Annotated in this window: 15 protein-coding genes; 5 read left to right on the plus strand and 10 right to left on the minus strand. The window is 33.7% G+C overall.

What is annotated here, in order from left to right:
• Nucleotides 1-83: 83 nt before the first annotated feature.
• The 10 genes from AC6CHK_RS13295 to AC6CHK_RS13340 form a co-directional block, all read right to left on the minus strand.
• The gene (locus tag AC6CHK_RS13295) at nt 84-545 is read right to left on the minus strand and encodes a hypothetical protein (protein ID WP_498096916.1); all 462 of its coding nucleotides are present in this window, start codon (nt 543-545) and stop codon (nt 84-86) included.
• Between the two features lie 35 nt (nt 546-580).
• A complete protein-coding gene (locus AC6CHK_RS13300) occupies nt 581-1,108 on the minus strand; it encodes a hypothetical protein (protein WP_498096918.1) in 528 nt (175 codons plus the stop codon).
• Complete coding sequence (locus AC6CHK_RS13305) at nt 1,108-3,858, minus strand: COG1470 family protein (protein ID WP_498096920.1); 2,751 nt, start codon at nt 3,856-3,858, stop codon at nt 1,108-1,110. The genes AC6CHK_RS13300 and AC6CHK_RS13305 overlap by 1 nt, the downstream gene beginning before the upstream one ends.
• Nucleotides 3,851-4,651: a WxL protein host-binding domain-containing protein gene (locus tag AC6CHK_RS13310; RefSeq protein ID WP_498096922.1), complete on the minus strand. Its 801-nt coding sequence runs from the start codon at nt 4,649-4,651 to the stop codon at nt 3,851-3,853. Before AC6CHK_RS13310 ends, AC6CHK_RS13305 begins: the two co-directional genes overlap by 8 nt.
• Before the next feature lie 80 nt (nt 4,652-4,731).
• Nucleotides 4,732-5,304, minus strand: coding sequence for a hypothetical protein (locus AC6CHK_RS13315; RefSeq protein ID WP_498096924.1), 573 nt, complete (start codon nt 5,302-5,304; stop codon nt 4,732-4,734).
• A gap of 306 nt (nt 5,305-5,610) precedes the next feature.
• Nucleotides 5,611-7,071 (minus strand): BamA/TamA family outer membrane protein, encoded by a 1,461-nt coding sequence (locus tag AC6CHK_RS13320; RefSeq protein ID WP_498096926.1) that lies wholly within the window; start codon nt 7,069-7,071, stop codon nt 5,611-5,613.
• A 327-nt stretch (nt 7,072-7,398) separates the two neighbouring features.
• On the minus strand, nt 7,399-8,199 hold the full coding sequence (locus AC6CHK_RS13325; protein WP_498096928.1) for an SDR family NAD(P)-dependent oxidoreductase: 801 nt from the start codon (nt 8,197-8,199) through the stop codon (nt 7,399-7,401).
• Complete coding sequence (locus AC6CHK_RS13330; protein ID WP_498096930.1) at nt 8,199-9,422, minus strand: carboxyvinyltransferase; 1,224 nt, start codon at nt 9,420-9,422, stop codon at nt 8,199-8,201. Before AC6CHK_RS13330 ends, AC6CHK_RS13325 begins: the two co-directional genes overlap by 1 nt.
• Nucleotides 9,423-9,505: 83 nt before the next feature.
• Complete coding sequence (locus tag AC6CHK_RS13335) at nt 9,506-9,832, minus strand: nucleotide pyrophosphohydrolase (RefSeq protein WP_498096932.1); 327 nt, start codon at nt 9,830-9,832, stop codon at nt 9,506-9,508.
• Entirely contained in the window at nt 9,832-11,241 is a 1,410-nt protein-coding gene (locus AC6CHK_RS13340; RefSeq protein WP_498096934.1) for a hypothetical protein, read from the minus strand. Before AC6CHK_RS13340 ends, AC6CHK_RS13335 begins: the two co-directional genes overlap by 1 nt.
• Nucleotides 11,242-11,428: 187 nt before the next feature.
• On the opposite strand from AC6CHK_RS13340, the gene AC6CHK_RS13345 reads away from it, so the two are divergent.
• The 5 genes from AC6CHK_RS13345 to AC6CHK_RS13365 all read left to right on the plus strand — a co-directional run bounded on the left by AC6CHK_RS13345 (nt 11,429) and on the right by AC6CHK_RS13365 (nt 15,565).
• Complete coding sequence (locus AC6CHK_RS13345; RefSeq protein ID WP_498096936.1) at nt 11,429-11,680, plus strand: type B 50S ribosomal protein L31; 252 nt, start codon at nt 11,429-11,431, stop codon at nt 11,678-11,680.
• A gap of 160 nt (nt 11,681-11,840) precedes the next feature.
• Nucleotides 11,841-13,001: a GlmU family protein gene (locus AC6CHK_RS13350; RefSeq protein WP_498096938.1), complete on the plus strand. Its 1,161-nt coding sequence runs from the start codon at nt 11,841-11,843 to the stop codon at nt 12,999-13,001.
• Between the two features lie 97 nt (nt 13,002-13,098).
• Nucleotides 13,099-13,608, plus strand: coding sequence for a GFO_1088 family ECF-type sigma factor (locus tag AC6CHK_RS13355; protein ID WP_498096940.1), 510 nt, complete (start codon nt 13,099-13,101; stop codon nt 13,606-13,608).
• Nucleotides 13,583-14,245 carry a hypothetical protein gene (locus AC6CHK_RS13360; RefSeq protein ID WP_498096942.1) on the plus strand — a complete coding sequence of 221 codons (663 nt, stop codon included), beginning with the start codon at nt 13,583-13,585 and terminating at the stop codon, nt 14,243-14,245. Before AC6CHK_RS13355 ends, AC6CHK_RS13360 begins: the two co-directional genes overlap by 26 nt.
• Nucleotides 14,246-14,302: 57 nt before the next feature.
• Nucleotides 14,303-15,565 carry a DUF4252 domain-containing protein gene (locus AC6CHK_RS13365; protein ID WP_498096944.1) on the plus strand — a complete coding sequence of 421 codons (1,263 nt, stop codon included), beginning with the start codon at nt 14,303-14,305 and terminating at the stop codon, nt 15,563-15,565.
• Nucleotides 15,566-15,574: the final 9 nt, after the last annotated feature.

The following is a 15,574-nucleotide window of genomic DNA, read 5'->3' on the forward strand; positions in this document are numbered from 1 at the left end:
CCAAGAATTCTGCTCGGAATAAAAAAGCGAGTAGTGAAAGCGGGTGTAAGCTCCTGAAATTAATTTTAGAATTTATTGTATTGCTAAAGCGCACTTATTGTAAAAACCATTCTACTTTGGTATGTAGCTGCAGGAATTGTAACAGATACACCACTTAGCCGTAGCTGAATAGGAATATTGCTGTATGAAGCTATTGCCACGACAGCATTAATTCTAAACAACTCTATATCTGTTTGTGTGACGGTTTGATAATTTGTTCCTCCTGTTATTGTACAAAGTAAACATAGTGTTGTTCCGATGCCTGTTCTTCGGGCAGATAATAAAAGAGAACTATGCCATGTCGGATTGGGCTCAAAACGTACTGAAATCTTCCCACTGCTTAACAATAACGGAACACTTGCTCCTAAAAGAATTTGATTTGCAGCACTTTCATAAGCACCGGTGTAGTTACTTCCTGCTTCAGTTATTGAAGGGATATTGACTGCCCAATTTGTGCCGCCGACAGTTAATGTTCGTTGTGCTTTAAACAAATTAAGGCTGATCAAGATAAGAATGAAGCAGAAGAAAGGTTTTATCATCTTTATTCGGTTATGGTATAAGTAATTACTACAGGAGTATTATTGCGGGCGGATAAATTTGTATAGTTATTTGGAGCTAAAGTAATGGTTATACGATGACCATTATTTGCGCCATTACCAGTAAAGGCGCCACCAATTCCTGTTAAAATTGTTGTTGGAGTAGATGTGAGTGTGATCTGTCCTGTAGAAGTTCCTTGGGTTCCGCCACCTGAGCCTGATGCATTTGCTGCCTGCAATTTTATATCAACGCCGGGAATAGTTTGATTGACGGATGCAACGATTCTTCTGTTGAGACCTCCGGGAGCAATTGCAGATGTGTAATTGATCCATTTAGAAGTATTTACAACAGGGCTAATTATTGATCTGCCTGCGTCTGAAGAAGCGGTAAAGCTAAAATTAATATTTCCGGTGGGTTCTACATCCAGCAAAGTTACTATAGGAAGAGTTACAGAAACATTTCTGTTTCCGGTAGTTTGTGACAATGCTCTATCTGATAAAACAATAGATAATAGACAATAAAAAAATCTCATTATTGTTTTTTTAATTCATTATAACTTACTTTTATGGCTTCCTGCTGATATTTTATTTCCGTCTGTTGCTTAGTTACATTTATAATTAAGTCTTTAGTTTCAGATGGTTTTAAAGTAAACTTAAAATGATCCATTGAGATTTTAAAACGTTTATCTAAGCGGTTTCTGTATATTTTAAAATTCCACTCGCCGGGCCTCAAATAAGTAAAATCAAATTTTTCACCAATATTACAAATTTTACGGTAAGTTTGCTTTCCGTCGGAAGCTTCTAAAATAAGACTTTCTTTTTTCTTTTTTTCTTTTTTAGAATGAACAGCAAAAGCTATATTGCTGTTTTCTGCTTTTTCTGTAAAAAATATCTGGCCCTGAATTTTTGCTGCTTCGGTTATACCAAAATTAAAAATATTGTCTTTATCAGTAAGGTTCAAACTGGCTGGAAAAGGAATATTCGGGATATCGCTAATTTCTATAGATGATCTGTCAATTTCCAGAAAATAATCGCCGGGAACTACATTTTTAAAAATAAAATTACCGTTTTTATCCGTAACAGACAGATGATTACCAAGCATTAATCTTATTCCTTCAGTTTTTTTGACGCCATGATTGCTGATATTCCCGCTTAAAACAGTGTATTCTGCTATTTTTTTTACGGGAGCATTAAGTTGCAAAGTATAGCGCAACGAAAATATAAAATCCTTGTTGCCCAACTCGCCGCGCTGTAATGTATAACGGCCTGAAACATCAAACAGATGCCCCGGAAATAGCTGCTGGTGAAATAAAAGCTCAAAAAGATTGCGATCATTAAAATATTCTTCAGGAAGATAATTATTCTGATAAAAAATACTTAAGCTTGTTTTTTCAGAAAACCGGCTGAAAACCCGCGCTCCATAATATACTTGCTTATTATTCAGCATCTGGTATCGAGAAGTGATGGCGTAGCTTCCGTAAAGATTAAATGAGGTTTTAAATTTTTCGAAACTTAAATTGGCTGTATAAAAGTTGGAATTTCCTCTAAATCCTGTCAGATAATTATCCGTTCGGCCAAATTGACTTTCAATATTAAGCTGAAAAACTCCGAATTGCTGTTCAAGGCTTATTTTAAAATAACGTTCAAAATAATCAAATTGTCTTGGTTCGAGACGATCTTCATACTTCTGAAATCCGCTGTGAAACATGATATTACCACTTTTTATATACCTGTAATTAACTCCATATTGTAGAAATTTCCTGTATGGCGCAGCCAAAAATAGGGTATCCCGCTGGAAATTGCGTGCATCCTGAATATAATTAGCAAAAAGATTAATTTTTTTTGATATTTTATATTGAAGATTACCATTAAAGTTATCTGTATTTGTAAAATAACCTGCAAACTGCGGACTTGCTCTTGTATACATAACATTCCCGTTAAACTTTTTAAAGCTCCCGGTTGCCTGAATCATGTAAGCTTTTCCTTCTGTTTTGTCAGTTTTACTGTAAGATATCTCTCCTAAAACATCAATATTATTATTAATTTTAAATTTTCCAGTCACATAAGGTAAGTGTGCATCAGAATCCAGTTTTATATTATTAAAACTAAAACTGATTTCATCAGGTCTCGGTATTTTATAAAGATATCCGGCTGTAATTTCAGATTCTTTATTTAATTGGTATTTAGAATAAACATTAAATTCATCTTTAATATCCCGGAAAAACCTGGGATGATTATAAAAGCCACCAACGCTTATTTTCCCAAAATTGTAGCTTAATTCTGCTCCTCGGCCGTACCTTGCAAACTCTGTAAGATAGGAAGATGAATAAGTTTTATCACCCAGATGCAAAAAAAAGTTCTTGGTTTTATAATTGATGAAATACTCTTCATATTGCGTAAATGAATTGAACTCAACAGGATTTGAAGTTACAGCCCGAAATTCCAGCAAGCCTCTGTTATCCTTGTTTAAGCTGCCTTTACCGTAAATTTCGCCTTGAAAACCATCATCATAATTTCCGCGATTTCGCATTCCGATGAAAGATAATGATGCGGAAATCGGCAAACGATGATAAATATCGTCTTCAATCGGCTTTATAGAGATTATTTTTATACTTGTGTATGCTGTTTGGGCTTCTTTTAAATTATCGGCAGAGTAAACCGAAAGATTAAGATTTATATATTCGTTTTTACCTAAATCGGGATTCGTGTTTTTTGTGACTGTGACGATTTCCGTCTCGCCTGGAGGTAAATTTATTGACGATCCAATATCAATACCTGCATTTTTACTTTCCAATATAAGATTTTCTGAAATGTTGCCGCTATTTTTCAGAAGGAAAGTTGCTTTGATGGTTTCGCCTGCTTTTATAAATTCCGGTGATTCCAAACTGCTTACAGAAATTTTACGGTTTCCGGATATTATAATTTCTTTTGTTTTCGAAAGTTGCGTTTGTCCGTTTTTATCAATTCCTTTTAAGGATAATGTATAATTTCCTTGTGGAGTTTCTGTTGCAATTTTTAGAGTAACCAAATAAGTCTTTATTTCATTTGGTGCAAGAATGATTTCGTTATCACCTAAAAGTGGTTTGATATAAAGGCTTGTGGTGTTTATGGTAATATCAAATGTTTTGCTTTCTAAACTTGTATTTTCTATTCTGAAAGCAACAGAAGTGGTAGTTCCCGGCAGCAAACTATCTTTTTTTATATCAAATTTTTCGGATTGGTTTTGAGAAAAAAAAAGTATTGGGAAAAATAGGGTTATATATAATACCCAGCTTTTAATCATTCTTTACTTCTAGTTCCAGATTGATAGCAAATGCATTTTCATCTTCATCGGTAGCGATGATAACAGAATTGTATTTGCCAGGCGGTATTTTGCTGATGTCAATATGAAAAGATTTGGATGTTTGTGGCAATAAGCCCATTGCCTGACTTGAAAAATTGCCAATTTTCTCACCATTTTTTTGATGATAAATTTCTATGGTTGCCGTTGGTTTGCAATATAAGTTGCCGTTATTGGCTATTGCAATCTTCAGAGTTTTTTTATCATCTTCTTTATCAACTTTTACAGATTCAAACTTCAGCTCAGGTTTTGCTTTCTCAGAATCATAATCTGTAATAACCTGAATAGCATATCGAACGATGGATGTGATATTTACACCTTCTTTATGATCATTGGGTTTTATATCTTCAACAGGTTCTATGATAATTACGCTCCAATAACTCCCTTCTTTGCTGATATTATCGGGTACTGTAATTTCATAATGAATTTCTGCTTTTTCTTTTGCCTTTAAAGTAATAAGGTTGGTATTGAGCTTTATCCAACCGGTGTTGGTTTTTTCTTGAGTATTCGGGCTGGTGTATGAAATCGTTCCGTCTGCTTTATAACTGAAGTCCTGCAAAAAAATCTTAATGTTTTGAGGTTGATTATCAGTGTTTTCTAAAGCTATTTTACCTTTATATTGATGTCCATTTTCAACTTTATAGTTATGCGTAAGCCCATTTAGAACAACGATGCCTGCGTGTAGAAAGTTAAACTGAAAAAGAAGAACAGTAAAAAAAAGGATACGGCTTATCATTTGTTTTGTATTAAATTAACAATAGGAAGCAAGAAGAAAAATGATTGTGCAATTTCTCCTTGCTTTTCTAATTTTAGTTATTAATTGTCAGAGATCGTATATGTCACCGTTGCAACAGCAGTTGCGGTAGCTTCAAGATCTGCATAAGATGCAACTGTACCAGCGCCTGGAGCGAGCTCATAAGTTAGATTGTGTCCATTATTTGCACCATCACCCGTATAAGCACTTCCGATTCCGGAAACAATAGTTTGATCTGCTGCGCTTAATGTTAATTGTGCAGCCGGAGTTCCAAGAGTACCGTCACCTAATCCTGAAGCAGCAGCGGCAGTAAGTAAAATGTCGATTCCGGGAATCAATGCATTTAATCTTACCGAGACATTTCTAGTTGCATCAGTTACAGATTTTATGGAAGAATAATTGAGCCAAAGAGTATTGTTTGTTCCACTGGCAACAATAGGAAGGCCTGCTTCGGTAGGTGCAGTAAAGCCCATTGTAATATTTTTACTTGCTGCAGGTTCTATATCAACCAATGCTACTTCAGGAATAGTAATTCCGATAGTATGATTATCCGTATTCGTATCTTGTGCGCTTAAAGTAGTTGAAACAGCAATAGCAGCTAAAGATAAAGTTAATTTAATTGTTAAATTTTTCACTATAATTTTCATTTATATTCTGCAAAGTTATAAAAATAATTAAATATATTTAATAATAAATTACTATTATGTATTTATTTTTATTTATTTTACAATTGTAGTTTAAAATAGAAACTTATTTTGCAATGATTTATTTTAAATAACTCTAATTATTTGAATAAAAAAAAAGTTCTGTAAATAAGGCTGCTATTATTATCGTCAGATTTAATTCAACTTTTTAACGTTAAAAAATTTTGGTAATAATTTTATTATTGGTGAAATAATAAACTTGTAAAAAAAGACGAGAAATTTTAGTTATTGATGTTTTTAAAATCTGCTCAGGATTCCCCAATGAATTTTAATGTCATTAAACTTAAAAGGATTTCCAAATTCATTACCGTTTGAAAGCTGGAAACTCATCAAACCGATCGGAATAAAGAAATTAAAACCGAGTCCGACGCTATAAAGCTTGGGTTTTACATTTAAAGATTTATTGTTAAGCTGTCCATATTGGCCAAAGACGTCAAAGAAAGCCTGATTTCCTATTAAATAACGATATTCTAAACTTCCATAATAATAAAAATCGGCAGCCAAAGAATTTTCATTAAAGCCCCGCAAAGAATTCCAGCCTCCAAAACGATACAATTCGTTGGCAGAAAATTCGTTTTTCGAGCTCATCATCGCTGCTTCACCTTTCAAATTAAGAAAATGATTTCCGTTGATATGATAATTGTGCTCGCCAAAAAGATAAAACTGATTTTGAATAGCATTTACATTATCCATCGTATATCTTGTCGTCAGATAATCGAATTCTGCCCGTATTTTGGTTTTATACATAAACAGATCAATCTCGGTCGGTTCGGTCATGTCATACCAAATCCCGATTCCTTTTTTGTTATAATCTTTCCCCTGAATGTATAAGCTGTCAATAATTGTGGAAGTTTCAAAAGTTCCCCGAAAACCGATTTTTTGACGATTGTTGATATGATAATAAAACGCAGGCTGCATTTTTACATTCGCAAACGTAGAATCTTGCCTGAAAATATTGATTTTCATGTTCAAACCAACATTCGATTTAAATAAATACGGAATATCAGTCTGCAAATCAAAAGTTTGTCCTTTATCAGGATTTCTTTGCCAATAAAGATTTACGGCTTCAAAACCATTAAACATATTTTTAAAATTGACATTCAGCGTTCCGTTTAAAGTAAATTTTTCTGTTTTATCGTTTCCAAAACCAATCACACCGTCAAAAGTGTTGGTTTTTTTCTTTTCCATGAAAAGATAAATCTGTGTAGAATCTTTCGTAAAAAGTGTTTGCGGTTGCCTTTCTAATGCTACAAAAGGATGATTTTGAAAATTTTTGTTGATGGCCAGAAGATTCTTATCATCATAATTTTTTCCTTTGAAATCTTTCTCAAGATTTTTAATAAAACGTTGCGGAACTCTAGTGTAGCCTTTTACCACAAAACCGTCAATCGTTCTTTTATCATTTTTATTTATTTCCAGTTCTACAATTGGAAAACCGTTTTTCTGACCTTTATATTTCGATTTGATCCTGCTAAAAGCAAATCCGTCATCAATATATTTTTTGTTGATGCTTTTCTTGGTTGAGTCTAAATTTTTAGTAAAAAAATCTCTTTCGATTTTGAGCTTATCAACAATAGAATCTGAAAGGCTGACAAAAGTTTCGTTGAAGTTTTTACCTTTATCATAAATAATTTCCGTGCTGTCGCCTTTTATTTTGACTTCTTTCAATTGAGTGAAAAAGTAATTGCTTTGCGCCAAAGAATCCAGAAATTTAACGGCTGAAGTCGAATCTTGTACCTTTTTTTTTATATTAGTTTCAGAATCGATTAGGAAATAATGTTTCTTTTGCGCTTGTAAAAAAACGCAAAATAGGATAAAAAATATGTTTAAAAATAATTTCAACGTGTCTTGAAATTTAAACCATTAAGATTTTATTAAGCAGTTAAGAATATTAAGGTGCGCTTCGCTGTAAGTGTTGTCTAATCAAAAATTTATTGATTTTTCTTAATGAAACTTAACTCTTTAAATTTTCTTAATGGTTCAAAAGATATTTAATTGTATTTAAAATTGCTTTAATAACTGAAACTAAGTCAGTTTATTATATTTTTTCATCAGATTTTCATAAGTTCCCTGCGGAAGAATCCATTTTAAAGGAACACCGATTTTCTGCCCGAATTTACCAAAATAATAATGCGCTTTCCACTTTTTTTTAATTAAAAGTCCGTCGACATATTCTGCAACTTCCAAAGGTTCAGTTCCTTCGCCAACATGGGAATTCATTAAAGTGTAAACTTTATCAAAAACGTTTTTGTAAGGTTCGGAAACTTTTGTTTTTACCCTATTTTCTGCAATATTGGTTTTAATATCTCCTAAATGAAGCGAACAAACGTCAATATTCCAAGGGTAAACTTCGTATCTCATCGCTTCGGTTACTTTATCTAAAGCAGATTTTGATGCAGAATAAACCCCACGAAAAGGTAATCCCATTTCGCTTCCTATGCTGGAAACGTTGATGATTTGTCCGAATTTATTTTCCCGCATTTTTGGTAAAACGGCACTCATCATCTGAACGGCTCCGACGAGATTCAGGTTGAATAATTTTAAAATATCTTCTTTTACAGAATCTTCCACAGAACCCACCATTCCCATTCCGGCATTGTTGATCAAAACATCGATTTTGGTTTCATCTTTTAAAACTTCAACAATTGCATTTTGCACAGCATTGTTATCCGTAATGTCTGTCGGAATAGATTTAAAGTAGTCACTTTCAGTGAATTTCCGGCTTAAACCGTAGACTTTATGACCTTTCTTCCCGAAATATTCGGCTAAAACGAAACCGATTCCTGATGAAGTTCCTGTAATAATTATAGTTTTTGAATTGTTCATTATTTAGTATTAAATAAAATAATTTTCAAATCTTCCCAAAACATCGGATAAGATTTTTCCACAACATTTTCGTCTTCAATATTTAATTCTTTAATCAGGCAAAACGGAGCAAAACTCATTGCCATTCTGTGATCCTGATACGTTTTTATTGATATGTTTTCTTCAGCTTCTTTAAAATTGATTGATTTTATGGTTGAATCTGTGATTTCAGTTTCTGTTCCCAATTTCTTCAGTTCATTATGTAAAGCTAAAAGGCGATCGGTTTCTTTTACCTTCAAAGTTCCCAACCCTGAAATTTCAAACGGAATTTTTAATGCTGAAGCAGTTACGCAAAGCGTTTGAGCAATATCCGGACAATTATTCATATCTAAAATAATCTTTTCGGGAAATTGAAAATTTGGATCAGGCTGAAGAGTTATTTTATGCTCGTCTTCTGAAAAAACAGTTTTAATTCCAAAAAAAGCATGATAAATTTCTGCAATTGCAGAATCTCCTTGAGTTGATTCTTTATAAAAACTTTTTAAATGAATCGTTTCTTTACCAATTGCGCACAACAAATAAAAATAGGATGCTGAACTCCAATCACTTTCGACTTCATAATCGGCAATCGACGAAGCATTCTCAAAAGGCTCAACTTTTATCGTATTTCCTTCAAATGTATTTTTAATTCCGAATTTGGTTAAAATATCTAAAGTCATTTCGATGTAAGATCTTGAAGTGATCTTTCCGACAAGATTGATTTCCAAGCCGTTTTCCAATTTTCCGGCAACCAATAAAAGCGAAGTGATAAACTGGCTCGAAATATTGGCAGGAACATTAACTTTAGACTGAACGATTCTTTTTCCTGTAATCTTCAAAGGTGGAAAACCTTCATTTCCTAAATACTCAATTTCAGCTCCCAAATCCTGTAAAGCCGTTACCAAGTTTTTAATTGGCCTTTCTTTCATCCTTCCCGAACCGGTGAGAATCGTGGTTTTTCCTTCTTGAATGGAATAATAAGAAGTCAGAAAACGCATCGCCGTTCCCGCATGATGAATATCCACGATTTCAGAATCTTCAGACAACGCTATTTTCAGTAATTGCGTATCCTGAGAGTTGGATAAGTTGTTGATTTTTATGTTTGAAAATAAACTTTCCAAAATCAACAAACGATTCGAAATACTTTTCGAACCGCTGATTTGAATTGTTTTATTTCCTGTTAATTTTGATTTTTCTAGCTTCATTATTTTTAAGTTGGAAGCGGGAAGTTGGAGGATGGAAGTTTGTTGAGCCTTACTTCAAGCTTCCCTCTTCCGACTTCCTGCAATTACTTTAATTTTTCATTATTTTGATGTCGATCTTTGTCGCGATCCGTTTTTATTTTCATTTTTTTGTCGAAAGCTTCTTGTAAATTGACTCCGGTCTGATTGGCTAAACATAAAGTAACAAACAAAACATCGGCTAATTCTTCACCCAAATCTTTAGTTTTATCGCTTTCCTTTTCGCTTTGTTCGCCGTATCTTCTGGCGATAATTCTGGCGACTTCACCAACTTCTTCGGTCAGCATTGCCATATTGGTCAATTCATTAAAATAGCGGACTCCGATGGTTTTTATCCATTCGTCGACTTGTCGTTGAAGATTTGTGATTTCCATTATTGATAAGCTCCGAGCGTTGGATTTGTAGTTCTTGTTACATTGACAATATCTGTAGGAACGGTTCCTGCAACGGTAACATCACCTTTATTTCTTGCCGGAGAATCTGGTTTTACTCTTAAATTCATCTGAGCTGCAAAATAATTTACAAACTTCGGGTCTTCATTTTTTATACTCTGAATCACGTTTGTATTATTGTCAAAAGCAAAACCTGCTGCTGATGTTCCGGAATATTTTATTAAAGAATTCCTGATCAAGAATTCAAACTGCTGCCCTGGAGTTTGCTCAAAATTCACAGAATTATCTCTATCAGAATATACAATACTATTCAGAATATTTAGGTTTTGCAAAGCTCCCTGTTCGGTTTGTCCATTGTCGTTTTCCCATTCGTTGGTGGCAAAAATTCCGTTTCGGTTCATAGAACTTAGCAGGCTGGAATAATTGGCGATCGTAGCATGCGTATAGCTGTGATCTCCACCTTTGAAAATTCCGATAGCTGATTCTCCACAATTGTTCATGACCAAATTGCTTGCGTTTACCGTAGAAGCGACCGCATAAATGCCATATTCCTGAAAAGTATGGATGAAAGAATTGTTTATCGTTGCATTTGCATTTCTCAAGTCAAGCCCTTTTGTACCGCCAAAAAGTCTGGTATGATTCATATTCAGAGTTGAAGCGGCTTCCATTCTGATGGAATTCCAGTTTCTAGGAATTGTATCATAATATGGATCATTCCTGTCGCCTCGCATAATAACTTGCTTATCAAGAGTTCCGTTGATGTTTAAAGCAGCTCCGGTAGAAACTTTCATTCCGCTGTTTTTATGAAAATAAACTTTTGTTCCCGCCTGAATATCCAATATTACATTTTGGTCTACTGTAAGATTTCCGTAAATAATTTTAGCTTTATTACTCGTCCATGTTGTATGATTGCTTATAATATTGGGATTGCTGGGTGTCTGAATAAAGAATTCAGCATCCTGCACGACCGAAAACAAAGTAACATGCTGCTGTCCTGCCGGACTTGTAAAAATCACGCGGTCTTCGGCAATTGCTTCAGGACCTGTAGCTTGCGGAGCAATCTCAACAAAAATATAAAGGCTGTCTTTTTTTCTTAAAGGAATATCTTTAAAATCATGTCCCGGTTTTCCGTCGATATTTATCTTATATAAAGAAGCAGCACCTTTTTCGAGGTTTATTCTCGGGATCAGAATGTCTTTATCTTCATTGTTGAATACTTTTACCGCATAAGTTTCTGATCGCACCTGATGATAAACCGTATCGCAAAATACCGTATCTCTTGAAAATCTAAGTTCCTGGGAAGGAGCATCAAAAGTAATTTCATCTTTATTACAAGAAACTGCCAAAAGAAGCATCCAGAAAGAACAAAACAGAAGTAATTTGAATTTCATCGAAATTAAAGTTTAGATAAGTTCCAAATTTAACGAAAATACTTTGAATTTCTTATTAAAGAAAAAATTATTAAAAAGGTGTTTGTATATTATAAAAATAATTGTATTTTTGCAACCTAAAATTAGCAGAGAAATACCATTACTATTTCGAAAGCAAAAAACTTTAATTTTTTTTAAAAATTGTATTATGAAAAAAGGAATTCACCCAGAAAATTATAGACTTGTTGTTTTCAAAGATATGAGTAACGACGAGGTATTTCTTAGCAAATCTACTGCTGAGACAAAAGACACCATCGAGTATGAAGGACAAGAGTATCCTTTGATCAAAATGGAAATCTCTTCAACTTCTCACCCCTTCTACACAGGAAAAACTAAATTAGTTGATACCGCCGGTAGAGTAGATAAGTTTATGAACAAATACAAAAAATTCGCTAAGTAATTTTTTGATTTTAAAGATATTTAAAGTCTTCCAGATTTGGGAGACTTTTTTTATTTGTATTTTTGCAGGTAGTAGAAATTAGATATTAGTATAAAAACTGTTTAAATCCTCACTTAAATTATCTAACTTCTAATATCTAACCTCTAATTTCTTTTAAAAAATGCAATTAGTATTTTCAGATGCGCAATATTGGGAAGATTTCCTTCCGCTTACCTTTACACGTCCCGTTGCAGAAATGCGATGCGGAATTTTTACTTTTTCCGAAAGATGGAAGAAAATTTTAGAGAATACAGAAATTTCTTTTTTCACGGAAAATTATCTTCAAAATAAATTTAAAAGTCCTGAAGAAAAGGAAAGTCTTTTTTTGATCACCAATTTCCTTCCGACCGAAAATGTGATTCAGCAGATAAAAGATTTGAAGCAAGGCGAAGCATTGGTTTATGAAGATGAATTGATCGCTGCAAAGATCAATATGAAAGATTTTTCTCTGAATCAGATCGAAAAAATGACGGATATCAAAGAAGAACTTATTTTCTTTAAAAAGCCGACGGATTTGTTTACTTACAATCATAAAGCAATTGATTTTGATTTTGAATTATTAACAAAAGGAAAAATTTCTCAGGAATTGTCTTCAACCAACGGATTTTTAGGAGACAAAAAAGATCTTTTTATTGAAGAAGGAGCGCAAGTCGAATTCTCAACTTTAAATACCAAAACCGGGAAAATCTATATCGGGAAAAATGCAGAAGTAATGGAAGGTTGCAACCTTCGAGGTCCGATTGCACTTTGCGAAGAATCCAAATTTAATTTAGGTGCAAAAATTTATGGTGCAACTACAATTGGTCCGCATTGTAAAGTGGGCGGTGAAGTTAGTAATATTATTATTTTCGGTTACTCAAATAAAGGACACGACGGATTTATAGGAAATTCTGTGATTGGAGAATGGTGTAATTTGGGTGCAGATACGAATTCTTCCAACCTTAAAAATAATTATGGGAATGTAAAATTATGGAATTACAGAAGCAAAGCTTTTGAGGATTCCGGATTGCAGTTTGTCGGCCTGATTATGGGAGATCATTCTAAAACAGCGATCAATACGCAACTAAATACCGGAACTGTGATTGGTGTGGCTTCCAATATTTTTAAAGAAGGCTTTCCTCCAAATCTGATAGAAAATTTTTCGTGGGGCGGATTTAAAGATGATGAAAGATTTAAATTAGATAAAGCTTACGAGGTCGCCGAAAAAGTAATGGCAAGAAGAAAATTGCCTTTAACAGACGATGATAAAGAGATTTTAAAATATATTTTTAACGAATATTAATTGATTATAATTAGAAACTTCAAGCTTTTTTGAAGTTTTTTTATTTTAGATGTAATAAACTCTGTTTTTTAAATGTCTTACTAATAGAAACAAACTTATGACTCAGGAAACTTTCAAAAATACGGTTTTCATTCTCAAAGATGAGATGTATCGTTTTGCGAAAAGGTTTGTCATGAGCAGCGATGAAGCTGAAGATGTGGTGCAGGATCTGATGATAAAATTCTGGCAGAAAAAAGATGAGCTGATACAGTTTGGAAATTTAAAATCCTACGCATTAAAATCTGTAAAGAATGAATGCCTCAACAGGTTGAAGCATCACGACGTAAAAAAAGGTTTTGCAGATCTGCAGCTTCACCGGTCGGAACTTTACAGTATGGAAGTGAATAATATGAAAGAACAAATCATCGGATTTATCAATCAGCTTCCCGAAAAACAGAAAATGGTGATCCATTTGAAAGATGTAGAAGAGTATGATGTGTCGGAAATTTCCGGAATGCTGGAAATGGAAGAAAATGCAGTAAGAGTAAATCTGATGCGTGCAAGACAAAAAGTAAAAGAACAAATATCACAACTGATGAGCTATGAACAAAGATCAATATCAGGATAAATACGACGAAATCTTTAAAGATTTAAAAGAGGAAAAAATGAACTGGGATTTTGAAGATTTTCTTCAAAAAGCAGAAAGTGATAATAATGAAGCAGAAATTATTCCATTAAATACTAAAAAGCCTTCTTTTCCGAAATGGTTTTGGATGGCGGCAAGCGTAGTTTTGATTTTCGGTGTAGGTTTTATTTTTAATTTAAATCAAAATGCTGATTTTCAGGATAAAGCAAAGCTTGTTGAAAATCAAATTCAGAAACAAAAGTCTGATTTTATTAAAGAAAACCACGAACATGAGAAGCAGGTTGCAGTAAATCACGACTCAATTTCGGAAGCTAAAAAAGATTCTATTTTTCAGGAAAATACTTTAGCCGAAAAAGATGTTTTAGATGAAATTCTTTCCAAAAAAAGCAGAATTAAAAAGCAAACCAAGCCAAGGTATGTAGACAATTCTCATAAAAAATATAATGCAGTGCCGGCAGATTCCACAGGTTATCATAATTCCTATGTTATCGTAAACGGTAAAAAAATAGATAATATGGAAGAAGCGATCAATATCACAAAATATTCGTTTCAGGTCGTTGCCAACAACGTACATCAGACATTATCGCAACCCAAAGTAATGGACAACGTAGATTATTAACAATATAGATTATGCGACTGATCAGGCATGTAATCAACAATTAAATTTTTAAAACTCATGAAAAAGATATTCATCATATTCGCTCTTGCCTTCACGCATTTCTTTAATGTGTATGGCCAAAAAGAGAAATTAGACCAGCTTTTTGACAAATATCAGGAAGTGGAAGGAGTAACTTCCATCAAAATTGCAAAACCAATGTTTGGAATGCTCAGCAGCCTGAATATTGCAGACTCAGAATTTGATCAGATCAAGCCTTTGCTTGCTAAGATTAATGGATTGAAAGTTTTAATCACAGAAAATACAGAAGACAAAATACACAATAATGTTTCTCAGCTTAACAAAGAAATTTCATCATATCTGAAAAATCTTAACTACAGCGAAATCATGTCGGTAAAAAATGGAGACAGCAAAATAAACTTTCTTTCTTCTGAAGCTAAAGACGGTATTCTAGAAAATATGCTGTTGAGAATTGATAGCGGCAGCGGCGAAAATATTCTTGTAATGCTGGATGGAAAGCTTTCAATGGATGATGTCAACAAAATCATCAATTCAAGTGAAACGAATACGACTTCTACAACTACAACGACAAGAAGCAGCTTCACGTCTGAAAACAATTCTTCTTACTTAAACGGTGAAGTGAGAAATGTAGGACAATTTTCGGGACTTGAAGTAAGCACAGGAATAAATGTGATATTCAAGCAGGAAAACACAACCAATGTAAAAGTTTTCGCAGATTCTGATAAACTCCATAACGTAATAACAAAAGTGGAAAATGGTATTTTGAAAATCTATATTGACAATAAAGGCGCAAAAAAGATGAAATTTAAAAACTTAAGCGTTAACGTTTCGTCTCCGAGAATGGATAATATTAAAGCTTCATCAGGTTCTAATTTCACGGGCGTGAATTCTATTAAAGAAAATAATTTGCGGATCGATGCTTCGTCAGGATCTATTGTAAGCGGTAAATTTTCGGTAACAAATACGACAGATTTAAATGTGAGTTCGGGATCGAATGTAAAAGCAAATATCACTTCCGGAAAAATTTTGGTAAAAAGCTCAAGCGGATCAAGTGCTGTTCTAGATGGAAATGCCGACTCAGGAATGTTTGATGTGAGCAGCGGCGCAGTTTGCAAGGCAGAAAATCTGAGAGTAAATGTTGCTGAAGTAGAATCAACATCAGGAAGCAGCGCTTCGGTAAATGTAAAAGACAGAATGAGAGTGCGCGCATCATCAGGCGGTGCCGTAAGATATAAAGGAAATCCGAAAATTGATTCCGATATCAGCAAAACATCGGGAGGAAGTCTTTCATCAATCAATTAATTTTAAAAA

It is taken from the genome of Chryseobacterium sp. GQ58 (genome assembly GCF_059758895.1).